The organism is Microbispora sp. CSR-4, from assembly GCF_008033685.1.
Classification (GTDB): domain Bacteria; phylum Actinomycetota; class Actinomycetes; order Streptosporangiales; family Streptosporangiaceae; genus Microbispora.
The window spans coordinates 1-20,078 of the sequence record NZ_VJVX01000005.1 but is presented as its reverse complement, the minus strand read 5'-3'; the positions used below and the strand labels follow the sequence as shown (position 1 = coordinate 20,078).

The following is a 20,078-nucleotide window of genomic DNA, read 5'->3' as shown; positions in this document are numbered from 1 at the left end:
CGGTGCTCAGCTCCCCCCGACCTGGCTCGTGTAGTCGCTCTGCACCGACTTCAGCAGCTCTTCGGGGGTCTGCTGCCCTGCGACCAGCTTCTGCAGCTGGGGCGTCCAGCTCTTGGCGTAGATCGCGCCGGTGGCGTTGGCGATGAAGTCCATCGCGCCGTTGTCCTCGGCGATCTTCGCGCCCGCCGCCAGCGTGCTCGCCGTGACCGTGTCGTCGGCCACCTCGGGCATGGGGGCGTCTGCCGGGCCCATGGGGTGCGACCCGCCGACCTTCACGCCGATCTCACGGGCCTTCGGGTCGGTCGCCACCCAGTTGAGGAAGAACGCCGCGCAGTCGGCGTTCTTCGCCCTGGAGCTGATCCCGTAGGTGAGGGGCGCCGACATCGCGGCCTGCTTGCCGCCCTGCTGCGCCGGCGGCATCAGGAAGAAGCCCACGTCGCCCGGCATCTGCTTGTCGAGGTTGCCCGACTCCCAGTCGCCGTTGAACATGAACAGGCCGTCGCCCTTGATGAAGCGGCTCATCATCGTCGCGTAGTCGACGGCGTTGACGTCCTTCCAGAAGTAGCCACCCTTGATCCACTTCTCCAGGTGCCGCGTCGCGTCCAGGTTCGACGGGGTGTCGATCGTGGCGCCCTGCTTCTGGTAGATCCAGTCGTTGATCGGCCCCGGGGGACCGTACGCGGCCATGAGGTCCTGAAGGGGGAAGGCGAGACCGCCGGTGGCCCCTCCGTTGAACTGGGCGATCGGGGTGATGCCCGCGCTCTTGGCCTTCGCCAGCGCGTCGTCCAGCTCGTCCAGGGTGGCCGGCGGGGACGACATGCCGATCTTGGCGGCGAGCTTCTTGTTGTAGAACACGCCGGTCATGCTGAAGTTCAGCCCCATGGCGTACAGCGACCCCTCGCCGCGCGTCTTCCCGCCGGGAGCCAGGCGCATCTGCTCCAGCTGGGAGGCGGGCCAGGAGTCCCAGCCGAACGCCTTGGCGTAGCCGTCGAGGTTCTTCAGCAGGTTGTTCTTGACCAGCTCCGACACCTGGGGAAGCCGCATCAGGTCCGGCGGGTCGTCGGCGAGGACGCGCGGCGCGTTCTGCGTGATCACCGCGAACTGGTCTTCGCGGATGTTCCACTTCACGTTCGGATACTGCTTGGAGAACTCGGTGCTGAGCTCCTTCGGCAGGGGGAAGCCGGTCTCGATATAGGCGTTGAGCGTTACCGGTGCCGTGCCACAGGTCGGCGCGGCCGACAGGGACGCGCTGGTGGCCTCCGGCTGAGGGGCGTCGCCGCCGGGCGCCCCGCAGCCCGCCGCCAGCGTCCCTCCCATCACGACCGCGAGCGCGGCCCCGTTCCAGCGAATTCGACGCGACATCTGCGTCTCCTTGATTGCTCGGGGACTCGCCGGCACACGCCGGACGCCCCAGGACTCAGGTTTGCTAAATCGGATTAGCAGTGCGATAGTCTCATCACACGTGTCGCGGGGTGTCAACCCCCACATTGCAGGAGGTCACCCGGTGAGCCCACGACGGGTCACGCTGGCGGACGTCGCAAAGACCGCCGGCGTCTCGCCGACCACCGCGTCGCTCGTGCTGTCCGGACGGGGCCGGGAGCTGCGCATCTCCCAGGACGTCGAGCAGCGTGTCCTCAAGGCCGCCGCCGAGTTGCAGTATCGGCCGAACATCGTATCCGTAGGCCTGCGAACTGGGACAACTCGGACTATTGGCTTCATTTCCGACACGGTTGCCACGACGCGGCTCGCCGGCGACATGATCAAGGGAGCCTTGGAAGCCGCCCGGGAGCGCGGCTTCATGCTGTTCATCGGCGAAACGGAGGGCGACGCCGAGCTCGAACGGCTCCTGCTGCAGGCCATGCACGACCGTCAGGTGGACGGGATCATCCTGGCCTCGATGTACACGAGGACCATCAAGGTGCCGAAGGCCATGGCGGCCGCCCCCGCCGTCCTGCTCAACGCGCTCCCCAAGCAGCCGTCGCCGTTGCCCTCGGTCATCCCCGACGAGATCGAGGCCGGACGCGTCGCCGCGCGGGCCCTGCTCGACGCCGGTCATCGCGAGGGCATCCACCTGATCGGCGCCGGTCCCGCACGGCGCAACGTCCCGGCGGGTGGCAGCGTCGCGGCGGTCGAACGGCTCATCGGCATCCGCGAGGTGCTCGCCGAGGCGGGGGTCAAGCCGGCGGGCGGCCACGTCTGCCCCGACTGGCAGCCGGAATACGGCCTCGCCCTGACCCGGGCACTGTTGGAGAAGGAGCGCCCGCAGGCGTTGATCTGCTTCAACGACCGGCTCGCCCTCGGCGCCTACCAGGCACTCGACGACTTCGGGCTCAAGGTGCCCGGCGACGTGTCCGTCGTGTCCTTCGACGACCACCCGATCGCCTCGTGGATGCGCCCCCAGCTGACGACGGTGGCCCTCCCCCACTACGAGCTCGGCCGCAAGGCCGTCGACGTGCTGTTCACGGAGATCGGCCGCGACCGTGAGGACGACGGCGGGCAGGGCGAGGTGCATCGCGTGCCGATGCCCATCCGCGTCCGGGAGTCGATCGCGTCGCGGGGCGCCTGAACGGCACTCGGGCGTCCGAGCGCTCCGGCCACATGAGCGGCGCTCAGGCCCCGAGCTGCCCGGCGACCGGCGGGGCCGGTTCGGCGGCCGACGTCGCGGTCGTCCCGGCCGAGAGCGGCCGGCCCGGCGACCGGCGGCGAAAAAGGGCGGGCTCTCCGCCGCAAACACAATGCCGCGGACGATGAAATTTTCATCGCGGCGTCACCGGCGGCCTTCGCTTTCTCCCTGGTGAAAACTCACGACACGGACGCCCGCCCGCGAGAGATTCCCGGCGGCCCGACAAGTGCCTTGACATGCCGTGCGACTTCATATTTGCTCCGCTTCACCACCACTTACAGTCGCCCGGCAGGAAGGAGTACTCGCCCATCCGTCTCTGTTATCGCTAACACGAATTGTCCTGACGCCAGCCTATCGGATCGTCGAATCCCGGCATGATCCGCCTTTATCTGGCACCCGCCAGGCCATAAGCCGCATTCCTCCAGAAGGCGGCAGCAGGATATTCGCGATAACGGAAACCAGAGTTCGCCATGCCTTTCCGCAACGGAGAAGGGCGAACGCGCGCGCTGCCGACGACCGGTCGCCGCGCTCCTCCGGGGTCGACTGACGGTGGGCTCACGCAGCGTTCGAATCCGTTCCGCAAGACCGCTCGCCGGGGCTCACCGGCAAACCCAATTGCTTCCCCATCGACGTACGTCGGCTTTCGAACGATAAAGGGAGTTGCGTGAAGTTGAGACAGAGATCCATCTTCACCGCTGTCGCGGCCGCCGCGCTTCTCGTCCTGGCCTCGGGACGCATGGCGCTGAGCGACAGCCTCGGTGCGGCCACGCCGTCCTCGGCGAGCGCCGCCGTCGCTGCGGCGACCTCCGGCTGCGGGAAGACCCCGACGCTGAGAAGCGGTTCGCAGACGATCACGACCAGCGGCAAGAGCCGCAGTTGGATCCTGCGGATTCCCGACAACTACGACAACAACCACCCCTACCGGCTGATCTTCGCGTACCACTGGCTGAACGGCACGGCGCAGATCGTCGACTCGGGCGGATCGGACGGATCCGTCTGGGCCTACTACGGGCTCAAGCAGCTCTCGAACAACAGCACGATCTTCATCGCACCCCAGGGCATCAACAACGGCTGGGCCAACAGCAACAACGAAGACCTGACGTTCACCGACGACGTGCTGCGGCTCGTCGAGAACGACCTCTGCGTCGACACGACGCAGCGCTTCGCCATGGGGTGGAGCTACGGCGGCTCGATGAGCTTCGCGGTCGCGTGCGCCCGGCCGACGGTCTTCCGCGCGGTCGCGGTCTACTCCGGCGCGCAGCTCAGCGGGTGCAACGGCGGCACCCAGCCGGTCGCGTACATGGGCATCCACGGCACCCACGACTCGGTCCTCAACATCTCCCTGGGCCGGCAGCTGCGCGACAGGTTCGTCTCGAACAACGGCTGCACCCCCACGAACCCCCGGGAGCCCTCGCAGGGCAGCCTGACGCACATCATCACCAACTACTCGGGATGCCGGGCCGGCTATCCGGTCGTATGGGCGGCGTTCGACGGCGACCACACGCCCTCCCCCAACGACGGGTCCACCTCCACGAGCGGCGCCAGGACCTGGACGTCGGCTGAGGTGTGGAAGTTCTTCACCCAGTTCCAGTCCGGGACGACGTCTCCGTCGCCGTCCCCCTCGGCTTCGCCCTCCTCGTCCCCGTCCGCGTCTCCGTCGGCGTCTCCGTCGGCGTCCCCGTCGGCTTCTCCGTCCGCGTCGCCCAGCGGCGGTTCGGGCGCCTGCCGGGTCAACGCGACCGTCAACGCCTGGAACGAGGGCCTGACCGAGCAGATCGCCATCACCAACACCGGCTCCTCCACCGTCAACGGCTGGTCGCTGACCTTCACCCTGCCCAGCGGGCAGACCATCACCAACGGATGGAACGCCACCTACTCGCCCAGCAGCGGACAGGTCACGGCGCGGAACATGAGCTACAACGGCACGATCGCGCCCGGCTCCACCACTGAGATCGGCTTCCAGGCCACCCACACCGGCAACGCCGGCAAGCCCACGGCGTTCGCCCTCAACGGAAACCCCTGCACCATCGTCTGATCGCGAGGATCACCGGGGGTGGCGCCCGATCGGGCCCACCCCCGGGCCTGCGGGGTCGCCTACCCCGCACGCCAGACGGCGGCGTGGGAGACGGCGAAGGGGCTCTCCTTCTTCGAGGTCACCGAGCCCGCCGCGTAGACCTGGCCCGTGCCGGGGCGCAGGGCCAGAGCGCTGACCCGGGCCACATAGCCCGCCGGCGCGGGGATGCGGTGGCGGGTCCAGCGCCCCTCGGACAGATGCCACAGCAGGTCGCCGCGGCCGACCACCCACAGGCCGCCCCTGCCGTCGGGCTCCGCCTGGCCGAACGTCGTTATCCTCCCGGCGGAACGCTCCCGGCTCGACCCCGGCGGGCCCCAGTGGCAGGTCCACGACCTCCCGTTCCAGTGCAGGGCCACCGGGCGTCCCCGTTCCAGCGGCTCGTTCTCGTCGTCGTACTCGTGCTCCATCAGCCACGTGACCCCGCCCACGGCCCACACGTCGTCGGGACCGATCACGCCGACGTCCCGGAGCGCGCTGCCCGCCACGTCGTGGTCCGGCGTCTCCAGGACGGGCACCCCGATCAGGCGCCAGCCTCCCTGCTCCCAGCGCATCGCCGCCGGCCGCCTGCCGTACGCGCCGGTCACGGCCCAGACCTGGTCGTCGTACGCGCTGAGCGCCCCTGCCTCGACGGGCAGGGGATAGCGCTGCCATTCCCGCCCCGTCCACAGCAGCCCCACCCGCCCGTTCACGGTCCACATGCGGTCCGCTCCGACCGGCTGGGTGGCGGTGTAACCCCACCCGATCGCGTCGGCCGCGGGCTTGGCCAGTGTCTCCGAGCGCCACCGGCCCCCCTCGTAGGTGCCGACGAACCCCGTCGTGTCCCCTCCCTTCCGGTCATTGGAGTTGCCGAACACCCAGGCCTGGCCGGCCGAGGTGGCGGCGAGCGCGACGACCGGCTGCGGGCCGCGATCGGGAAGGGGAGGGATCTCGAACGTCCGCCATGCCTCGCCGTCCCAGCGGCGCACCCTGTCGTCCCTGATTTCCAGGGCGCTTCCGCGCTGCTTCTCCGTACGGAAGGTGGCCCAGAGCGTGCCGTCGGCGGCGACGGCGAGCAGGTCGACGGCCCCGCGCGCACGGTCGATCCAGAGCGTGCGCCATGCCGTCGGGACGTCGGACGCCCGCAGATCGTCGCGGTCCTCCGGCGGCAGCGCGCACCTCGCCGGCCGGGCCGGCAACGGCCGAAGCCCCGCATCACCGGCCGGGCGCGGCGAGATCATCGCCATCGGCTTCGCACCGGCGGCGCCGCCCGGTGAGGACGTACGCCCGCCGGGGGCGGATGCGTGGTCGGCGGGGGTCGAACCCGGATTCGTCGCGCAACCGGCGACGACCACCATCAGCACGGCCAATGCCCGGCTCGCCGTTCTCACCCCGGGAGTCTCGCACGCCGGAGCATCACCCCGGCACATCCGGTTCAGCCGGGTGGGATACGCGCCGCGATCTGCTCGCGGGCGTGCGCGCACTCCGCGAACCTGTGCGGGCAGTCGAGGGCGTGCTCGATCAGGTCCTTGGCCGCCCGTGCCTGCTCGATGCGCTGCTCCAGCGCGGCGGCGTGGCGGCGCAACAGGTCGCGGTGGTCCATCGGGTCGGGGGCGGACAGCACGGCGCTCAGGTCGCGCAACCCGAGCCCGGCCTCCTTGCCCATCAGGATCAGCGCCACGCGCACCAGCGCGTCCTGTCCGTAGCGGCGCCGACCACCCGCCCGCCGCGCGGGTTCGATCAGCCCCATGCTCTCCCAGTGGCGCAGCACGTGCGTGGCCAGACCGAACCGGTCCGCCAGCTCGCCGATGGTCAGCTCGTCGCTTGACTTCATGTGCACATTAACCGGCACCGTTGGCCGCATGCTCAAGCATGCAATCACCGGCCCCGCCCAGGCCGTGGCCGGGGCCTCCACACTCGGCGCGAAGGTGCTGGTGCCGGTGCACGACGCCCACGGGCACGATCCGCTCTCGGCGCTGTTCCGCACCACGGGCACCGCCTCGGACGCGATCGCCCTGGCCGGGCCCGCGCCGGCCGTAGTCGACCTGCCCACGGGCGAGCGCTGGGAGGCGGCGCCATGAGCGTGTTCCTGCACGGAACGGTCGCCGAGATCGAGCAGATCACCGCGCGCATGCGCCGCATCCGGATCACCGGCCCCGGCCTGCGCGACCTGCCCTGGACGCCGGGGACGCACATCCGTCTGCGGGTCGGCGACCTCCGCTCGCCCCGCTCGTGGCTGCGCGGGTTGCTCCGCACCTACTCGATCTGGGACTACTCCGCCGCCGGCCGCCTCGACCTGTGCATACTCGACCACCCGTCCGCCGGGCCCGGAGCGCAGTGGTCGCGGCGGGTACGCGTCGGCGACCCGGTGGCCCTCACCTCGCCGGACGGCCGGCTCGTCCTCCGCGAGGACGCGGGCTATCACCTGTTCGCCGGCGACGAGACCGCGACCGTGGCCTTCGGAGCCATGCTGCGGGCGCTGCCGCCGTCCGCGATCGTGCACGGCGCGATCTCGGTCGAGGGCCCCGGCGACCATCTCCCGCTGAACCATGCGGATCGCCTGACATGGAGCTGCCGCCCGGCCGATCGCGTCGACCCCGCTCATCTGGTCGACCCTACCCATCTGGTCGACCCTGCCCATCTGGTCGACATGGTCCGCTCCCTGGAGCTTCCCGACGCGCCGGGCGTCGCGTACCTCGCCGGAGAGGCCCGCAGTTGCCAGGCCGTACGGCTCCATCTCATCCGCGAACGCGGCTGGCCGCGCAGGGCCGTCGTCGTGAAACCGTTCTGGACCCCCGGACGGCGCGGCATGGACTGACCGCTGCTGCGCGTACGAGCCGGGGGCCGGAGGTCACCGCGGCCGGTGGCCCCTCCTCTTACGCCCGGCCGGCGCGCCCCGGCGGCCGGAGGAGCCGTTCTGCGCGGGCTTCTGGGCCTGCCGCCGTGCCGGTTTCTCCGCGGGAGCGGCGGCGGGGGCGCGGCCCCGCGAGCTGTTCACTGTACGGCCGCGGACGATGCCGATGAAGTCCTCCACCAGGTCGGTGGTCGCGTCCGCGGGCCAGGTCAGCGCGACCTGCGACTGCGGCGCGTCGAGCACGGGCCGATAGGTGAGATCCCTGCGGTGATGGAGGCGGGCCAGCGACTGCGGGACCACGAGCAGACCGGTGCCGGACGCGACCAGCTTGACCGCGTCGGCCGTCGTGTCCGGACGGGTGAACGCGGGCTGCCCGGGCCGGACCGCCCACTCGATGGTGTCGTCCAGCGGATGGAACACCTCGTCGTCGGCGAGGTCGGCGATGGTCACCTCGTCGGCGGCGGCCACCGCGTGGTCCTTGGGCACCACGACCACCGTGGTCTCCACATAGAGAGGAATGACACTGAGCCCGTCGCGGTCGATCGGCAGCCGGGCGAACGCGGCGTCGGCGCCGCCGTCACGCAGGAGCCCCACCACCTCGGCGGCGGGAACCGCGACCAGGGTGACCGGCACGTCGGGGATCCTCTCGGCCCAGATCTTGACCCATTTCGCGGGCGTCACCCCGGGCACGTACGCCAGCCGGAACACCCTGCCGGTCTCTCCATCAGTCACTTCCTCAGGCTACCGATGGCATGGGAACCCGCTCCGACTGACTACGCTTGACGTTTATGAGCTCGTCCAAGCCGAAGACCATCCAGACGATGAAGCCCGCCACGGCGGCCAAGAAGCTGGGTGTGCTCCTCTCGGCCACTCCCGCCGAGTTCCAGGAGGGTGTCGTCTCCCGCGACGAGCTGAACGAGCTGCAGGCCAAGCCGCCCGCCTGGCTCGTCGACCTGCGCCGCAACGGCCCGCACCCCAAGCAGGTCATCGCCTCGAAGCTGAGGATCTCCATCTCCGGCCTGATCCGCGGGGGCATCACCGGCCCGCTCACCACGGCCGAGATCGAGGCGCTGAAAGAGGAGAACCCGCCGTGGCTGGAGCGCGAGCGGGCCATCCAGGCCGAGGTCCGCAAGGAAGCGCTCCGCCTCAAGCAGCGCTAGACATTCACGCGTCCGCCGTCGTGACGGTGCCGGTGGTGCCGTCAACGGTGATCACGGTGTCGTCGCGGAGCCTGCTCGTCGCGTCCGGAACGCCGAGGACGGCGGGGATGCCGTGCTCGCGAGCGACGATCGCGGCGTGGGAGAGCACGCCTCCGGTCTCGGTGACCACGCCCCCGGCGATGCGGAGCAGCGGCGTCCACGCGGGGTCGGTGAAGGGGCAGACGAGGATGTCGCCCGGACGCACGCGCGCGAAGTCGCCGTAACCACGCACGATCCTCGCGGCGCCGGTCACGGTCCCGTGGCTGCCCGGCACTCCGGTGAGCGTGGCCTCGCCCGGGGCGCCGTACGGAAGGATCGGAGGAGGGGGCGCGGCGGTGATCGGCCGGGCCTGCAGGATCCACGTGCGGCCATCCTCGATCGCCCACTCGACGTCCTGCGGTCCGCCGAGTGCGTCGGAAACCCGTTTCCCCAGCTCGGCGAGCCGCCTGGCGGTCGTGTCGTCGATGACCGGACGGGTCCGGGCGGCGGCGGGCACGTCGCGGACGACGAGCCGCGTGCCGCGCCGATCGAGGCGCCGGTCGAGGCGCCGGTCGAGGCGCCGGTCGAGGCGCTGCCGCTTGTCCGCGACGGTGCGGGTGACCGACCCGTCCCCGGCGACGTGGTAGGCGTCAGGGGTGACCCTGCCCTCGACGATGCTGGGGCCGAGCCCCCACGACGCCTCGATCCGGGTCGCCTCGCCCGGGTGCGCCGGTGTGAACATGACCCCGGATATCTCGGCGTCCACGTGGCGTTGGACGATGACGGCCATCAGGAGATCACCGGAAGGCTCATGGCCCGGGGCGGCCCGATAGGCGATGGCCCGCGGGGAGAACAGCGAGGCCCAGCAGGCGCGTACGGCCCTGGCGACCTCGTCGGCACCGTGCACGGCCAGGAAGCTGTCGTGCTGACCCGCCGCCGACGCCTGAGCGGTGTCCTCCTTCGCCGCCGACGATCTCACCGCCACGGGCGGATCGCCGAGCCGGCCGAGCGCGCGTGCCAGTGCGTCGATCAAGGGTGCCGGCCCTGCCTCGATCACCCGCTGTGCCGCGTCGTCCGGTTCGCCGGTCAACCGTCCAAGGTCCAGATCGCGGACCGCGTCGAGATAGGCGGCGAACGGAACGACGAAGCCGTCGGGCACCGGCAGACCCGCGCGGAGCAACGCGCCGAGCGCGCCGGCCTTGCTCCCGCAGGTGCCGGTGACACTCCTCCGGAGAGGTACGAGCACGGCGCCACCCTTCAACGGATTGTTGACAACAATCTGTTGATTGTGCAGGATGTGCCGCATGCATCGCAAGGACGACATCGGCGCGCATGCCGACAACGTCCAGGCTCAGCGTGAGCGGGACGCGCGGGAACGCCTGCTAAGCCTGGGCGCGGACGAGCTCGACGCCCGCCCGTGGCGCCCCGCACCCGTCCCGCCGTCGGCGGTCGACCTGGTGCAGTTCGCCGTCTGGCGCAACGCCGACCTGGCACCGGACGACATCCTGAGCGCGCTCGCCCTCCTGCCGGCCGCACGCGCCGAGGTCGAAGCACTCGAGTCCGCCCTGCTGTTCATCGCCCGTGGTGCCGGTCTGACCTGGGCGCAGATGGCGCAGGTGATGGGGTTCAACTCCCCTCAGGCGTGCCAGCAGCACTACACCCGCCTCACCGCACGACAGGACTCCGGCTCGTGAGGCGCGACTCCCCGCCCGAACTCCTGGTCCTGCACGCCGTACGCGTCACCGGGTTCGCGGACACCCCGGTGATCGCCCGCCGGTACGGACTCGACGCGGCCACGACGACGGAGGTGCTGCACGACGCCGAGGCACGTGGCTGGGTCGAGCACACCGCCTTCGCGGGCACCGGAGGCTGGTCGCTGACCGAAGCGGGCCGGGCCGAAAACGAGCGGCAACTCGCGGCCGAGCTCACCCGGGTCGGCGGCACCGAGGAGGTCCGAGACGTCTACCGCACGTTCCTGCCGCTCAACGCTCTGCTGCTGCAGGCCTGCACCGACTGGCAACTGCGGCCCACCGCCGGCGATCGGCTCGCCGTCAACGACCACTCCGATCCGGCCTGGGACGCCGGAGTGCTTCACGAGCTCGCCTGCGTCGACCGGGCGCTGACACCGCTCGTCGACCGGCTCGGACGCGTCCTCACACGGTTCCGCGGATATGACACCCGGTTCACCGCGGCTCTGACGCTCGCCCGAGCCGGGGACGGGGCCTGGGTCGACCAGACCGACGTGGACTCCTGCCATCGTGTCTGGTTCGAGCTCCACGAAGACCTCATCGCCACGCTCGGCCTCAAGCGGCACGAACACCCCTGACCCCGTCTCGTCCTGGATCACAGGTGCCGGCCGAGCAGGTTCCAGTGCCCGCGGAACCAGACGAGGGCGAGCAGTCCCGACAGCACGACGCCCTGTGCCCCCCGGACCAGCAGGCCCGCGTGCCGCCAGCCCTGCACGGTGATCGCGGTCGCGACGACGGTGAGCGAGAGAGCCCCGGGGGGCGTGTCTGTGCGCGTTGGTCCCTCCTGGACGAGGCGATAGGCGCCCCTGGCCGTTTCCGGTGGTCACGCGTCAAGGTGCTCGCCGAGGTCGGACTCGGCCACTCCAACACCGAGATCGCCACCCGCCTGCACATGAGCGAGGTCAAAGCCAGATCTCTCACCTGTTCGACAAGCTCGCCGTCACCAACCGCGTACAGGTGGCCATCGCCGCCTACCGCGCCGGCCTGGTCGACTGACGAAACGGGGAGCGCGGACTACATCGTGATGACGTGCTCGGGCTCGGCGACGGGAAATCTCACCCCGGTGAGGTCTTCGGAGACGGCCCACAGCCGCCGCTGCACGGCCATCTCGTACGACTCCGGGCTGGAGGTGACCAGCCGGGGGTGGCCCATGATCTCCATGCGCCCGCCGGGACCGTAATACTGGCCGCCGAGCACCGCCGGGTCGGTGGCGGCACGCAGGGTCGGCAGCGCGCCCATGGCCGGCGTCTGGGTGATCAGCGGCGCGAGCCAGGTGATCGGAAGCCGGAAGGCCGCGGGGGTGTTGCGGGCGAGCTCGGTGCTGGACACGCCGGGGTGCGCGGCCACCGCGATGGTGGTGCCGTGCGCGGCGAGCCGGCGCTGCAGCTCGTACGTGAACATCAGGTTGGCCAGCTTCGACTGGCCATAGGCGGCGACCCGGCCGTACGACCGCTCCCACTGCAGGTCGTCGAAGTGGATCGCGGCCCGCACGCGGTGGCCGATGCTGCTGACCGTGACCACGCGCGAACCGGGCACCGGCAGCATCAGGTCCAGCAGCAGCCCGGTGAGCGCGAAGTGGCCGAGGTGGTTGGTGCCGAACTGCATCTCGAAGCCGTCCCGGGTGGTCTGCTTCGGGGTGTACATCACGCCGGCGTTGTTGATCAGCAGGTCGAGCCGGTCGAACCGCGACCGCAGCGCCGCCGCCGCGGCGCGGACGGAGTCGAGCGAGGTCAGGTCGAGCGCCTGCACGCTCACGTCGCCGGTCATGCGGGCCGCGGCCCGCTCACCCTTCCCGACGTCGCGTACGGCGAGCACCACGGCCGCCCCGCGCTCGGCGAGCGCCTTGGCCGTCTCGAACCCCAGCCCGGTGTTGGCCCCGGTCACCACGGCCACCCGTCCGCGCTGGTCGGGGATGTTGGCTGTCGTCCACTTCTCGCCCATGCGAGGCTCCCTAGGTAACGTACCGAAGGTATCTTGTGCATGACGCTAAGGTACCCTCGGTACGTTGTCAACGTACCAGGGGTACTTAAATTAGACTGGCGGGCGTGGGATTCCAGCGGGCGCGAACCGAAGAGCAGCGGGAGATCCGCCGACGGGCGATCCTCGACACCGCGTCGGCGATGCTCGACGAGATGCCCGTGGCCGCGGTCACCCTGAACGAGCTCAGCCGTCGGGTCGGCCTGGCCAAGCCGAACGTGCTGCGCTACTTCGAGTCGCGCGAGGCGGTGCTGCTGGAACTGCTCGACCGCTTTCTGCAGGAGTGGCTGGCCGACCTGGCGACCGAGCTGGCCGCCGACGTCGACGCGAACCAGCCCATGGTCGAGCGGGCGGAAGCTGTGGCCGAGATCCTCAGCCGCTCACTCTCCGGCCGGGCGGTGCTGTGCGACCTCTTCGGCGCGCAGGGCAGTGTGCTGGAACACAACGTCTCCGTCGAGGTCGTGGCCCGCTACAAGCGCGCCTCCCTGGAACGCCTGACGACCATGGCCGCCCTGCTCCGCAAGCACCTGCCGGAGCTGGGCGAGAACGCGACCCTGCTCAGCCTGCAGACCATGGTCTTGGCCGGCGCGCTGTCGGCGTACAGCACACCCCCGCCCAGCCTGCAGGCGGCCTATCAGGCCGAACCCGACCTGGCCCGCTTCCACTTCGATTTGAAGGACTCCTTGAAGCTCGCCCTGACCGCCACCCTCCTGGGCGTGCTCCCCCGCCCCTGACCCGCTGTGCCCCTGCCCAGCACTCGCCCGGGCGCTCGTCGTCGGCATAGACCGTGCGCCGCACCCCAGCCTCGTCGCGGTTAGCGCGGGTTGGATCGGAACTCGGCCCAAAGGTCGACCGCCTGCTGCGAGTCGAGAGCGGCGACGTCCTCGCGGGACATACCGACGGTGTAGATGAGGCGGTCCGCGAGCCAATCCGGCACGGGCTTCCTGGGAGGCGGTTGCTCGACGCGAATATGCTCGGCCGGCGCCCCCAGGCGATCGATGATCTGGCCTGGGAGCACTACCTCCGGACGCCCTGTGCCGGCGGCACGGACCCTGGCTGTGGCCTCGGCGTAGACCTCACCATCGGCTCTCTCGCCCACAGCCCATATTGCGCAGATCTCGATCGACTTGTCGTCCGTGATGCGATAGACGACCCGCCATGTGTTACGCCCGACCACGAGCTTGCGAAAGCCGGTCGACTCCCCGCCCAGCGGGTAGCCTGCCTCCGGATTCTCCAGCAGCAGAAGAATCTGTTTCAGCACCTTCGTCGCGGCATCAGGGCCGATCCGCCGCAGGTCATCGACCGCCGGTGCCGTGAAGACGACGTCGGACACGGGCTACTCGTCGTCCGGCAACGCGGCCAGCGACTCTCGCGTGTGCCCGAAAGCGGAGAGCACGTCATCGAGCGGAACGCGCTCTCCGGTGTCGGTCACCGAGCGTGCGAGCACGAGCGCCAGATCCCTGAGATCGGCGGCGGCCTCCTCCAGCTCTTGCAGGCGACGAATACCGACGACGGCCGCCACCGGCTGACGCCGACGGGTCACCACCAGATCCGTCCCACGCTCAGCATCGGCGACCAGACGGGCCACCCCACGCTGGGCCGCTTCTGTGACGCTCAACTCGGCAGCTTCGTGCAGCACGGTCATGCAACTACTGTGCAGAAATCTATAGAGAACAAGCAGTGCCGCCCTTCCGGGAAAGCCCTCGCCCGGCGACCAGCGTCGACCTGTCTCTTCTCACGCCGCACCCCACTGCGAAGCACTCGACGCACGCCATAGGTACCCAACCTGGCCTTCGAGACCGCCATCACTCAGACTGGTGTTGATCACCTTCCAGCTCAAGCGCTCGCTTCTCCCAGTCCGAGAGCACTTTCATCTGCCCGGGGGAGATGGCGTCTTTCTCTTCCCTATCGGCCGAGCGGATGGTTTCGACGGCCAGGAGAACACCCCGGTGGAGTTCGATGGCCTCATCTTCCAGATCCGTCAGCATCTTGGGGACCCATATGTTCCGCCAACGTCCCTTCTCCAAATAGGCACAGAACAGCTTTCCGAGCTCTTCTTCGCGAGTGCCCCGGGGCTCGCCCTTCGTTTCCGTCGCGGCACCGTTCAGGTAGTTCAGGATGGCGGCGTGGGTTTCCGCGGCTGCTTCCGCCGCCCTCTCCGATGCCTCCCTGGCGGCCGCGGCGGCAGAGCGCGCCTCCTCGACGGCCCGCAGCGTTTCCTCAGTGAGTTTCGCCTGCCTGGCGAACCGCGACCGAAGCCGCGCCCACACTGTGGCGGCGGACCCTCCCCCACTCTCCGTGTACGTCGCCATACGATCCCTCGCCTTGATCGATGTGGCACATCACCCCAAAACGTACGAAAAGGGAGGATGGACAGCCAGGCACGATTACCTGGCGATCTGGAGACCGAGCCATGACGAAGAAGGAAATTTCGGCAACTCTGCCGCCTTCAGGAGTACGCTTCCGGCTTCGCCGACAGTCCGGCCGTGGTGGTATCACTTCGCTTCGAGCGACAATTTTTACCCCTGGGAATGGAGAGCCGTCCGTCCCGCCAGCTCTGCGCCCACACTTGGGACATGGACTTCCACAACGAAGCGGAGGACGACGTCGAGAAGCCCCTCAACGAGCTCGCGCTTCCCCGGCACCTCGCCGCCCTCATCGGTGCGCTACAAGGGCCGGCAGACCTCGGCGTCCATCACGACCGGCATCTCACCTAGACAGCAGCGAAGCGGACGCGAGAACACGCCGGCTGTCCAGATGCGCGGCACGCACGTCCATCGCTCTGCCGGTCGCCGCCGGTGAAAGACCTTCGTTGCCGAGAACGAGGTGCCGTGCTCGCGCAGGCGTAGCCGCTTCCGCTGCTTCACATGCCCGGCCACTCTGCTCGCGCCGGCGCCAACTCCTCCTCGGTCACCGGACCATGGATCTCTCGAAGACCCGCCACCAGATCCCCCAGGCGGTCATGATCCGGATTCCTCGACAGGTCCGAGAAGGTGACGGCGTCGGCCTTTGTGCTACCCACGTCGGCAATCTAGTTCGGAACACCAGCCCAGCGTGCCAGTTATCGCAGGTCAGGCCGGCCCTGCAGAACACGTCGAGGTCGCGGCAGCCGTCCGGCACGTCCTGGCGATGCTCGGCACCCTGCCGGGGCCTGACCGCGGTTCGTGCGATCCTGCAGATCATGGATCACAGCGACCTGGTCGGCGTATGGGACAGCGTGCCCTATGACTACGGGGCGCTGGAGACCTGCTGGCTGGCCTTCCTCCAAGACGGCCGTGGTTGGGCCGCCTGGGCCAACCTGGCCGGCGGGATCGAGGTGAGCCGGTTTCGCTGGTGCTGCCCGGCAGCGAACGTCCTGGAACTACGTTACGAGTGGCACGCCTCGGGCGACTGGCGGCAGACCGGGAGCAGCCTCGCCTTCACCACGATCACCGGCGAGCAGTGGGACAGCGAAGTAGTGCGAACCGGCTTCGCCATCGAACCGGACGAAGCCGTCATGGCCCAGACCCCGTTCACGGCCCTGCATCTCGAACCGGACTCTCTGCTCTGCCAGGACTACGCGTGTGTACGCCGTGAGGTCTCGATCGACGACGATCCGGCCCAGAGCATCTCCCCCTGGCCATCGTCTGAACTGTGACAGACAGACGGCTTGCGTGCCGGATGTGCGCTGCTCAGGGCGATTGTCCCGCCGAGCTAAAACGCGGGGCCCATGCCGAAAACGACTCTGGCCCTCGATCGGCACCGGGCTTGCCGGGCGATCGAGGACCAGGATCAGTCAGTTAGCGCAGGTCAGGCCTCGCCAGCGGTGAGGCCGACGGGGCAGCTCACACCGGTGCCGCCGAGGCCGCAGTGACCGTTGCTGGATGCACTATCGGAGTGGTTTTCGCTTCTGATCAGCAGACGCGTCACGACCTACGATGCCTCGACTTGAGGTAGTCGTTCACCCACTTCTTGCTGCTACGCCACATGCCGTCGTCCCCCTTGACCGCACGGAGTCGCCCCCGTGCGGCGGCCACGCGAAGTGCGTTCTCGGTGACGTCCCGCGTGGCCAGAGCGGGTAGTGGGACAAGCTTGACCGGACCGGCCACCGCCGGCATGACGAAGCGGTACAAATTTGTCGTCACACTGCGTGCGATGAGTTCACCCAACGGGCCGAACTCGTCATTGTCAGCTCGGCGCATCGCCTGAAGGTACTTGTCGCGATCGCGCTTGTAGATAATCGCGGGCGGATATCCGATTCTGCAAAGTACCAAGTTGAGCACCAGACGGCCCGTCCGTCCGTTGCCGTCGAGGAACGGGTGTATCTGCTCGAATCGGTTATGTATTCGCGCCAAGCGTTCGGGGAGGGCTTCGTCGGACTCGTCTTCAAGGCCATCGACCGTCTTCACCCAGTCCCGCATCTGAGAGTCGACTTCCGGCCATGACGGCGGCTTCATGCCCCCGGGGAACTTGGCGGTCTCGTGCTGTCGGAAGTTCCCCGGCCCCTCGGCGGGGGTGGCATGCGGGTGGGGATCTACGGCCCACACGAGCGACATGGCGGTGTGGTGTATCTGACGAACCTCCTGGAGCGTGATGAGGTCTCCGTTCTGCCAGTCTCCCGGCTCCAGTGCCTGCCCATACACCCACTTCGCAGCATCGCCGTACCCCCTCACCTCCATGTAGTCCCTGAGCGGCTTCGCGCCTACCGCCCGACCTTCCTCGAGGAGCTTCTCCACCTCCTGCAAGACAAGCGTGTTGCCCTCGATCGCAGTACTGTTGTGGGCCTCCTGGTGCCAGATGTCAGACCAGATGTCCTCCGCCTCGGCGGGCGAGGGCAACCCGCCCAAGCGGTCCCGAAGCTCTCGAAGGGCCTCGTCAAGGCGCTGATACACGGTCGCTCTGGACGGCCTCCCCGGTCCCGACACCAGCGCCTCCCGTGGTTTTGTTCGGCTCAGCCGATGTAACTGTACCGAACAAATTCGCTCCAGTTGTTCGCCTCGGCTTAATCAATCGAACCGAACAACTCGCCGCGCCACGCCCAAGCAGAGCCAGACGTCGGAGCGGCCAGGCACCTGGGTGACATCGCCCTCCCGACAGGGATCCTCGGCCCACAATGAGACCTCGGAGCAGGCCTGACCACCGTCCGGAGGTCTCCCCGGCTTACTCCTCCGAAGAGGTTGTCAGCCCAGTCGGGCACCAGGCTGAAGGGTCACCCGCGTTGACACCGGTGCCGCCGATGCCGCAGTAGCCGTTGGGCACCTTAAAGAGATATTGCTGGTGGTAGCAGTTCACTTCAAGCAATAAGTCATTCCCAAGCGCCAACTCCGAGACCCCCCGGACATCGGCGCCTACACTCGCACCGATATCAGCCTCCTGGTAGCCGCTGAAGCACCGCCTCCGCATGGTGATCCCATAGAGCACAAGCCGATCCATGCGAGGACGTCACAGGAAGTCACTCGCACTGCATGGGGCGCCATCCCAGGTGGCGCGGATCCGGTAGGGGCCCTGAACGCTCAGCGTCAAGAGTCAAGGGCTCATCTCATCCCTGGGAAAGGTTATCCCCCAGATGCCCATGACTCCTGTAAGACTACCTGGCGGTGTGCGATTATCGCACTATGAGCACGCTCGACTGGAACGAGATCGGGGAGCGAGTCCGCGAAGCGCGACTGGCCATGCGGCTGTCGCAAGAGCAGCTTGCCCAGCGAACCGATCTTGACAGGACCATGATCAGCAAGATCGAGGCCGGTTCGAGGCGGCTCGATGCGCTGGAGCTCTCTCGACTGGCCCGTGCACTCGACATGCCTATCGGCCATTTCCTCAATGCGCCACCCGCAGTCATGTCGCACCGCACGCCTCTGGCCGAGGACACGGCAACAGGTGCGACGCAGGCCTCTTACCGCATCGATAGCGCACTCGCCGCATGGATCCGCGAGATCCGGATGCTCATGTCGCTAGGCACCCTTCATCCGAAGCCGCTTAGACGGTACCCCGCTGAGATCGACGGCCCCGCCGCCGCAGTCGAGGCCGCTAACTGGCTGAGAGATGACCTAGGTCTGGGGATCGCTGCCATTCAATCCCTGGCCGACCTGTGCGAGCGCTGCGGTCAATACGTTCTGGTGACCGACCTCCCAGGAGACGGAGCTTCTGCTGTTGATGGCGATATAGCAGCAGCCGTGGTGAGCCTTAATGGCGATCCTGGCCGGCGGCGCAGCACCGCGGCTCATGAACTCGGACACTTAATAATCGGCGACGAATACTCAACAGATATAGGAGTGAACGCTTCTCGGACGGAACGCGAAGCGTTGATAGATGCCTTTGCAGCAGAGCTCCTCCTACCAGCAGAAGCCGTCCGTAGAGCCAGCGAGGCAGAGCAATCGAGTCGAGCGGTCCTTGTGAAGCTCGCGGCCGAGTATCGAACATCGTGGAGTCTCGCTCTACGACAAGCTCGGGCGGCTGATCTCATAACTGCAATCGAAGAGAAAAAATTTCGTGCGTACCCCCCCACCTTCGCGGAGTTTCGGGACTCCGTGGGATGGACGCCTCAGCCAGACCTAGATGCGATTCGCGTACCACCGAGTTTCGCGCATGCCGTGATGACGGCGTACCGAGAAGGACAGATCACTAGTAAGCGCGCACTGGAGTTGATGCACGGACAGCTCGACAGCGCGGCAGATCTGCCGCTCAGGCCTGATGAGGATGATGCTCCATGACTCTGGCTAGTCCGGGTGAACCCTTGCCCCCGCTCGTAGCCGATGCCATGGTGATCCATCACTTCGCTAAAGCTGATCGCCTGGACGTACTCGGCGCCAGTCTGTCCAGGCTATCCACTACACACATCGTGGCGAGAGAGGTCGACAAGTACTGCAACGACTATCCGTCGCTTAGATCGATTATGGATCTCGAGTGGTTATTCATCTTGCCACAGGACACCGATGAAGAACTCGTAGTATTCGAACGATGGGTCAACCTTCTAGGTGCCGGAGAACACGATCTAGGCGAAGCCAGTGTCTTCACGGCCGCCGAAATCTATGAGCTGGTAGCCATCACTGACGACCGGGACGCCACCAAGGTGGGCCGTAAAAATGGTCTCAATATTCATGGGACAGTGTGGCTCCTTACCCGATTGCATCGGCTCGATAAGATGACCCTAGCGGAGATTTGCACTCATGTAGATGCGCTCAGGGCGACCGGAATGCGTCTTCCTTGCACCGGCAGCGAGCTACCTCGGTGGGCGAGACAGCGCGGGCTCCTTTAAAGGTTCCCGCCAGACTCACGAAGACGACATAGAGGCCATAGCTCCTAGGAAGGCTATGGCCTCTGCCGTGCTACGACTCGTCGACGGTCAGGCCGACGGGGCAGGTCACACCGGTGCCGCCGATGCCGCAGTAGCCGTTCGGCACCTTGAACAAATACTGCTGGTGGTAGCGATTCACTTCAGGCAATAGATCCACAAGCAACGGATCACGCTTCCGTGTCTTTCGGATGGCGAGGCGAAGCGTAGATCAACCACACGGTGCGCGCCTCGTCATCGATGACGTACCGGACACGGCCTCCACTTGTGACCTCGAACTCCCACTGTTCGAGATCCTTGCCGTTGTGGCGGTGAACTGCGAGGTCGCCGCGGAGACGATGCTGACGCTCGTGATCTGCTCGCGAGCGTGGATCCGTG

Annotated in this window: 21 protein-coding genes and 2 pseudogenes; 11 read left to right on the top strand and 12 right to left on the bottom strand. The window is 68.0% G+C overall.

Annotation, left to right across the window (positions count from 1 at the left end; translation table 11 throughout):
* Window positions 1-6: 6 nt before the first annotated feature.
* Window positions 7-1,362, bottom strand: a complete 1,356-nt coding sequence (locus FLV34_RS06890) for an ABC transporter substrate-binding protein (protein ID WP_147942631.1) — start codon at window positions 1,360-1,362, stop codon at window positions 7-9.
* Between the two features lie 142 nt (window positions 1,363-1,504).
* On the opposite strand from FLV34_RS06890, the gene FLV34_RS06885 reads away from it, so the two are divergent.
* On the top strand, window positions 1,505-2,566 hold the full coding sequence (locus FLV34_RS06885) for a LacI family DNA-binding transcriptional regulator (RefSeq protein WP_147942630.1): 1,062 nt from the start codon (window positions 1,505-1,507) through the stop codon (window positions 2,564-2,566).
* A 721-nt stretch (window positions 2,567-3,287) separates the two neighbouring features.
* On the top strand, window positions 3,288-4,658 hold the full coding sequence (locus FLV34_RS42225; protein ID WP_261985682.1) for a cellulose binding domain-containing protein: 1,371 nt from the start codon (window positions 3,288-3,290) through the stop codon (window positions 4,656-4,658).
* Window positions 4,659-4,717: 59 nt separating this feature from the next.
* Here FLV34_RS42225 and FLV34_RS06875 read toward each other — a convergent pair whose 3' ends face one another.
* A complete protein-coding gene (locus tag FLV34_RS06875) occupies window positions 4,718-6,064 on the bottom strand; it encodes a hypothetical protein (RefSeq protein ID WP_147942629.1) in 1,347 nt (448 codons plus the stop codon).
* Between the two features lie 44 nt (window positions 6,065-6,108).
* Complete coding sequence (locus tag FLV34_RS06870; protein ID WP_142647996.1) at window positions 6,109-6,507, bottom strand: MerR family transcriptional regulator; 399 nt, start codon at window positions 6,505-6,507, stop codon at window positions 6,109-6,111.
* A 28-nt stretch (window positions 6,508-6,535) separates the two neighbouring features.
* On the opposite strand from FLV34_RS06870, the gene FLV34_RS06865 reads away from it, so the two are divergent.
* Window positions 6,536-6,754 (top strand): hypothetical protein, encoded by a 219-nt coding sequence (locus FLV34_RS06865; RefSeq protein ID WP_142647995.1) that lies wholly within the window; start codon window positions 6,536-6,538, stop codon window positions 6,752-6,754.
* Entirely contained in the window at window positions 6,751-7,491 is a 741-nt protein-coding gene (locus tag FLV34_RS06860) for a siderophore-interacting protein (RefSeq protein WP_147942628.1), read from the top strand. Before FLV34_RS06865 ends, FLV34_RS06860 begins: the two co-directional genes overlap by 4 nt.
* 33 nt (window positions 7,492-7,524) lie before the next feature.
* On the opposite strand, the gene FLV34_RS06855 is transcribed toward FLV34_RS06860, so the two are convergent.
* Window positions 7,525-8,259 (bottom strand): LysR family substrate-binding domain-containing protein, encoded by a 735-nt coding sequence (locus FLV34_RS06855; RefSeq protein WP_261985681.1) that lies wholly within the window; start codon window positions 8,257-8,259, stop codon window positions 7,525-7,527.
* Window positions 8,260-8,315: 56 nt separating this feature from the next.
* Between FLV34_RS06855 and FLV34_RS06850 the strand changes: the two genes are divergently transcribed.
* Window positions 8,316-8,687, top strand: coding sequence for a DUF5997 family protein (locus tag FLV34_RS06850; protein ID WP_142647993.1), 372 nt, complete (start codon window positions 8,316-8,318; stop codon window positions 8,685-8,687).
* A gap of 4 nt (window positions 8,688-8,691) precedes the next feature.
* On the opposite strand, the gene FLV34_RS06845 is transcribed toward FLV34_RS06850, so the two are convergent.
* Window positions 8,692-9,951, bottom strand: coding sequence for a PEP/pyruvate-binding domain-containing protein (locus tag FLV34_RS06845; RefSeq protein ID WP_147942627.1), 1,260 nt, complete (start codon window positions 9,949-9,951; stop codon window positions 8,692-8,694).
* Window positions 9,952-10,009: 58 nt separating this feature from the next.
* Here FLV34_RS06845 and FLV34_RS06840 point away from each other — a divergent pair, with 58 nt between their 5' ends.
* Both FLV34_RS06840 and FLV34_RS06835 read left to right on the top strand, forming a co-directional pair.
* Complete coding sequence (locus FLV34_RS06840) at window positions 10,010-10,399, top strand: DNA-binding protein (RefSeq protein ID WP_142647991.1); 390 nt, start codon at window positions 10,010-10,012, stop codon at window positions 10,397-10,399.
* Window positions 10,396-11,031, top strand: a complete 636-nt coding sequence (locus tag FLV34_RS06835) for a transcriptional regulator (RefSeq protein WP_147942626.1) — start codon at window positions 10,396-10,398, stop codon at window positions 11,029-11,031. Before FLV34_RS06840 ends, FLV34_RS06835 begins: the two co-directional genes overlap by 4 nt.
* A gap of 436 nt (window positions 11,032-11,467) precedes the next feature.
* Here the strand turns inward: FLV34_RS06835 and FLV34_RS06830 are convergent, their stop codons facing one another.
* Complete coding sequence (locus FLV34_RS06830) at window positions 11,468-12,394, bottom strand: SDR family NAD(P)-dependent oxidoreductase (RefSeq protein ID WP_142647989.1); 927 nt, start codon at window positions 12,392-12,394, stop codon at window positions 11,468-11,470.
* A gap of 104 nt (window positions 12,395-12,498) precedes the next feature.
* Between FLV34_RS06830 and FLV34_RS06825 the strand changes: the two genes are divergently transcribed.
* A complete protein-coding gene (locus FLV34_RS06825) occupies window positions 12,499-13,164 on the top strand; it encodes a TetR/AcrR family transcriptional regulator (protein ID WP_147942625.1) in 666 nt (221 codons plus the stop codon).
* A gap of 80 nt (window positions 13,165-13,244) precedes the next feature.
* Here the strand turns inward: FLV34_RS06825 and FLV34_RS06820 are convergent, their stop codons facing one another.
* The 3 genes from FLV34_RS06820 to FLV34_RS06810 all read right to left on the bottom strand — a co-directional run bounded on the left by FLV34_RS06820 (window position 13,245) and on the right by FLV34_RS06810 (window position 14,742).
* Window positions 13,245-13,763 (bottom strand): type II toxin-antitoxin system RelE/ParE family toxin, encoded by a 519-nt coding sequence (locus FLV34_RS06820; RefSeq protein WP_142647987.1) that lies wholly within the window; start codon window positions 13,761-13,763, stop codon window positions 13,245-13,247.
* Between the two features lie 3 nt (window positions 13,764-13,766).
* Window positions 13,767-14,075 carry a type II toxin-antitoxin system prevent-host-death family antitoxin gene (locus FLV34_RS06815; RefSeq protein WP_142647986.1) on the bottom strand — a complete coding sequence of 103 codons (309 nt, stop codon included), beginning with the start codon at window positions 14,073-14,075 and terminating at the stop codon, window positions 13,767-13,769.
* A 160-nt stretch (window positions 14,076-14,235) separates the two neighbouring features.
* Window positions 14,236-14,742, bottom strand: a complete 507-nt coding sequence (locus FLV34_RS06810; protein ID WP_142647985.1) for a hypothetical protein — start codon at window positions 14,740-14,742, stop codon at window positions 14,236-14,238.
* 264 nt (window positions 14,743-15,006) lie between these two features.
* Here FLV34_RS06810 and FLV34_RS40255 point away from each other — a divergent pair, with 264 nt between their 5' ends.
* Window positions 15,007-15,147 (top strand): hypothetical protein, encoded by a 141-nt coding sequence (locus FLV34_RS40255; RefSeq protein WP_168065954.1) that lies wholly within the window; start codon window positions 15,007-15,009, stop codon window positions 15,145-15,147.
* 464 nt (window positions 15,148-15,611) lie between these two features.
* Window positions 15,612-16,067 carry a hypothetical protein gene (locus tag FLV34_RS06805; protein ID WP_142647984.1) on the top strand — a complete coding sequence of 152 codons (456 nt, stop codon included), beginning with the start codon at window positions 15,612-15,614 and terminating at the stop codon, window positions 16,065-16,067.
* A 268-nt stretch (window positions 16,068-16,335) separates the two neighbouring features.
* On the opposite strand, the gene FLV34_RS06800 is transcribed toward FLV34_RS06805, so the two are convergent.
* Window positions 16,336-17,334, bottom strand: a complete 999-nt coding sequence (locus tag FLV34_RS06800) for a Fic family protein (protein ID WP_261985680.1) — start codon at window positions 17,332-17,334, stop codon at window positions 16,336-16,338.
* Window positions 17,335-18,024: 690 nt separating this feature from the next.
* Here FLV34_RS06800 and FLV34_RS06790 point away from each other — a divergent pair.
* A complete protein-coding gene (locus tag FLV34_RS06790) occupies window positions 18,025-19,119 on the top strand; it encodes an ImmA/IrrE family metallo-endopeptidase (protein WP_205830248.1) in 1,095 nt (364 codons plus the stop codon).
* 615 nt (window positions 19,120-19,734) lie between these two features.
* Here the strand turns inward: FLV34_RS06790 and FLV34_RS06785 are convergent.
* A pseudogene (locus FLV34_RS06785) lies at window positions 19,735-19,833 on the bottom strand (peptide-methionine (S)-S-oxide reductase); the annotation flags it as partial.
* Window positions 19,834-19,870: 37 nt separating this feature from the next.
* Window positions 19,871-20,078: pseudogene (locus FLV34_RS41330) on the bottom strand (hypothetical protein); the annotation flags it as partial.

Coding starts and splice junctions, on each gene's coding strand:
- FLV34_RS06890 (WP_147942631.1), bottom strand. CDS start 1,362: ATGTCGCGTCGAATTCGCTGGAACGGGGCCGCGCTCGCGGTCGTGATG.
- FLV34_RS06870 (WP_142647996.1), bottom strand. CDS start 6,507: ATGAAGTCAAGCGACGAGCTGACCATCGGCGAGCTGGCGGACCGGTTC.
- FLV34_RS06865 (WP_142647995.1), top strand. CDS start 6,536: ATGCTCAAGCATGCAATCACCGGCCCCGCCCAGGCCGTGGCCGGGGCC.
- FLV34_RS06860 (WP_147942628.1), top strand. CDS start 6,751: ATGAGCGTGTTCCTGCACGGAACGGTCGCCGAGATCGAGCAGATCACC.
- FLV34_RS06850 (WP_142647993.1), top strand. CDS start 8,316: ATGAGCTCGTCCAAGCCGAAGACCATCCAGACGATGAAGCCCGCCACG.
- FLV34_RS06840 (WP_142647991.1), top strand. CDS start 10,010: ATGCATCGCAAGGACGACATCGGCGCGCATGCCGACAACGTCCAGGCT.
- FLV34_RS06830 (WP_142647989.1), bottom strand. CDS start 12,394: ATGGGCGAGAAGTGGACGACAGCCAACATCCCCGACCAGCGCGGACGG.
- FLV34_RS06815 (WP_142647986.1), bottom strand. CDS start 14,075: ATGACCGTGCTGCACGAAGCTGCCGAGTTGAGCGTCACAGAAGCGGCC.
- FLV34_RS06810 (WP_142647985.1), bottom strand. CDS start 14,742: ATGGCGACGTACACGGAGAGTGGGGGAGGGTCCGCCGCCACAGTGTGG.
- FLV34_RS40255 (WP_168065954.1), top strand. CDS start 15,007: ATGGACTTCCACAACGAAGCGGAGGACGACGTCGAGAAGCCCCTCAAC.
- FLV34_RS06805 (WP_142647984.1), top strand. CDS start 15,612: ATGGATCACAGCGACCTGGTCGGCGTATGGGACAGCGTGCCCTATGAC.
- FLV34_RS06790 (WP_205830248.1), top strand. CDS start 18,025: ATGAGCACGCTCGACTGGAACGAGATCGGGGAGCGAGTCCGCGAAGCG.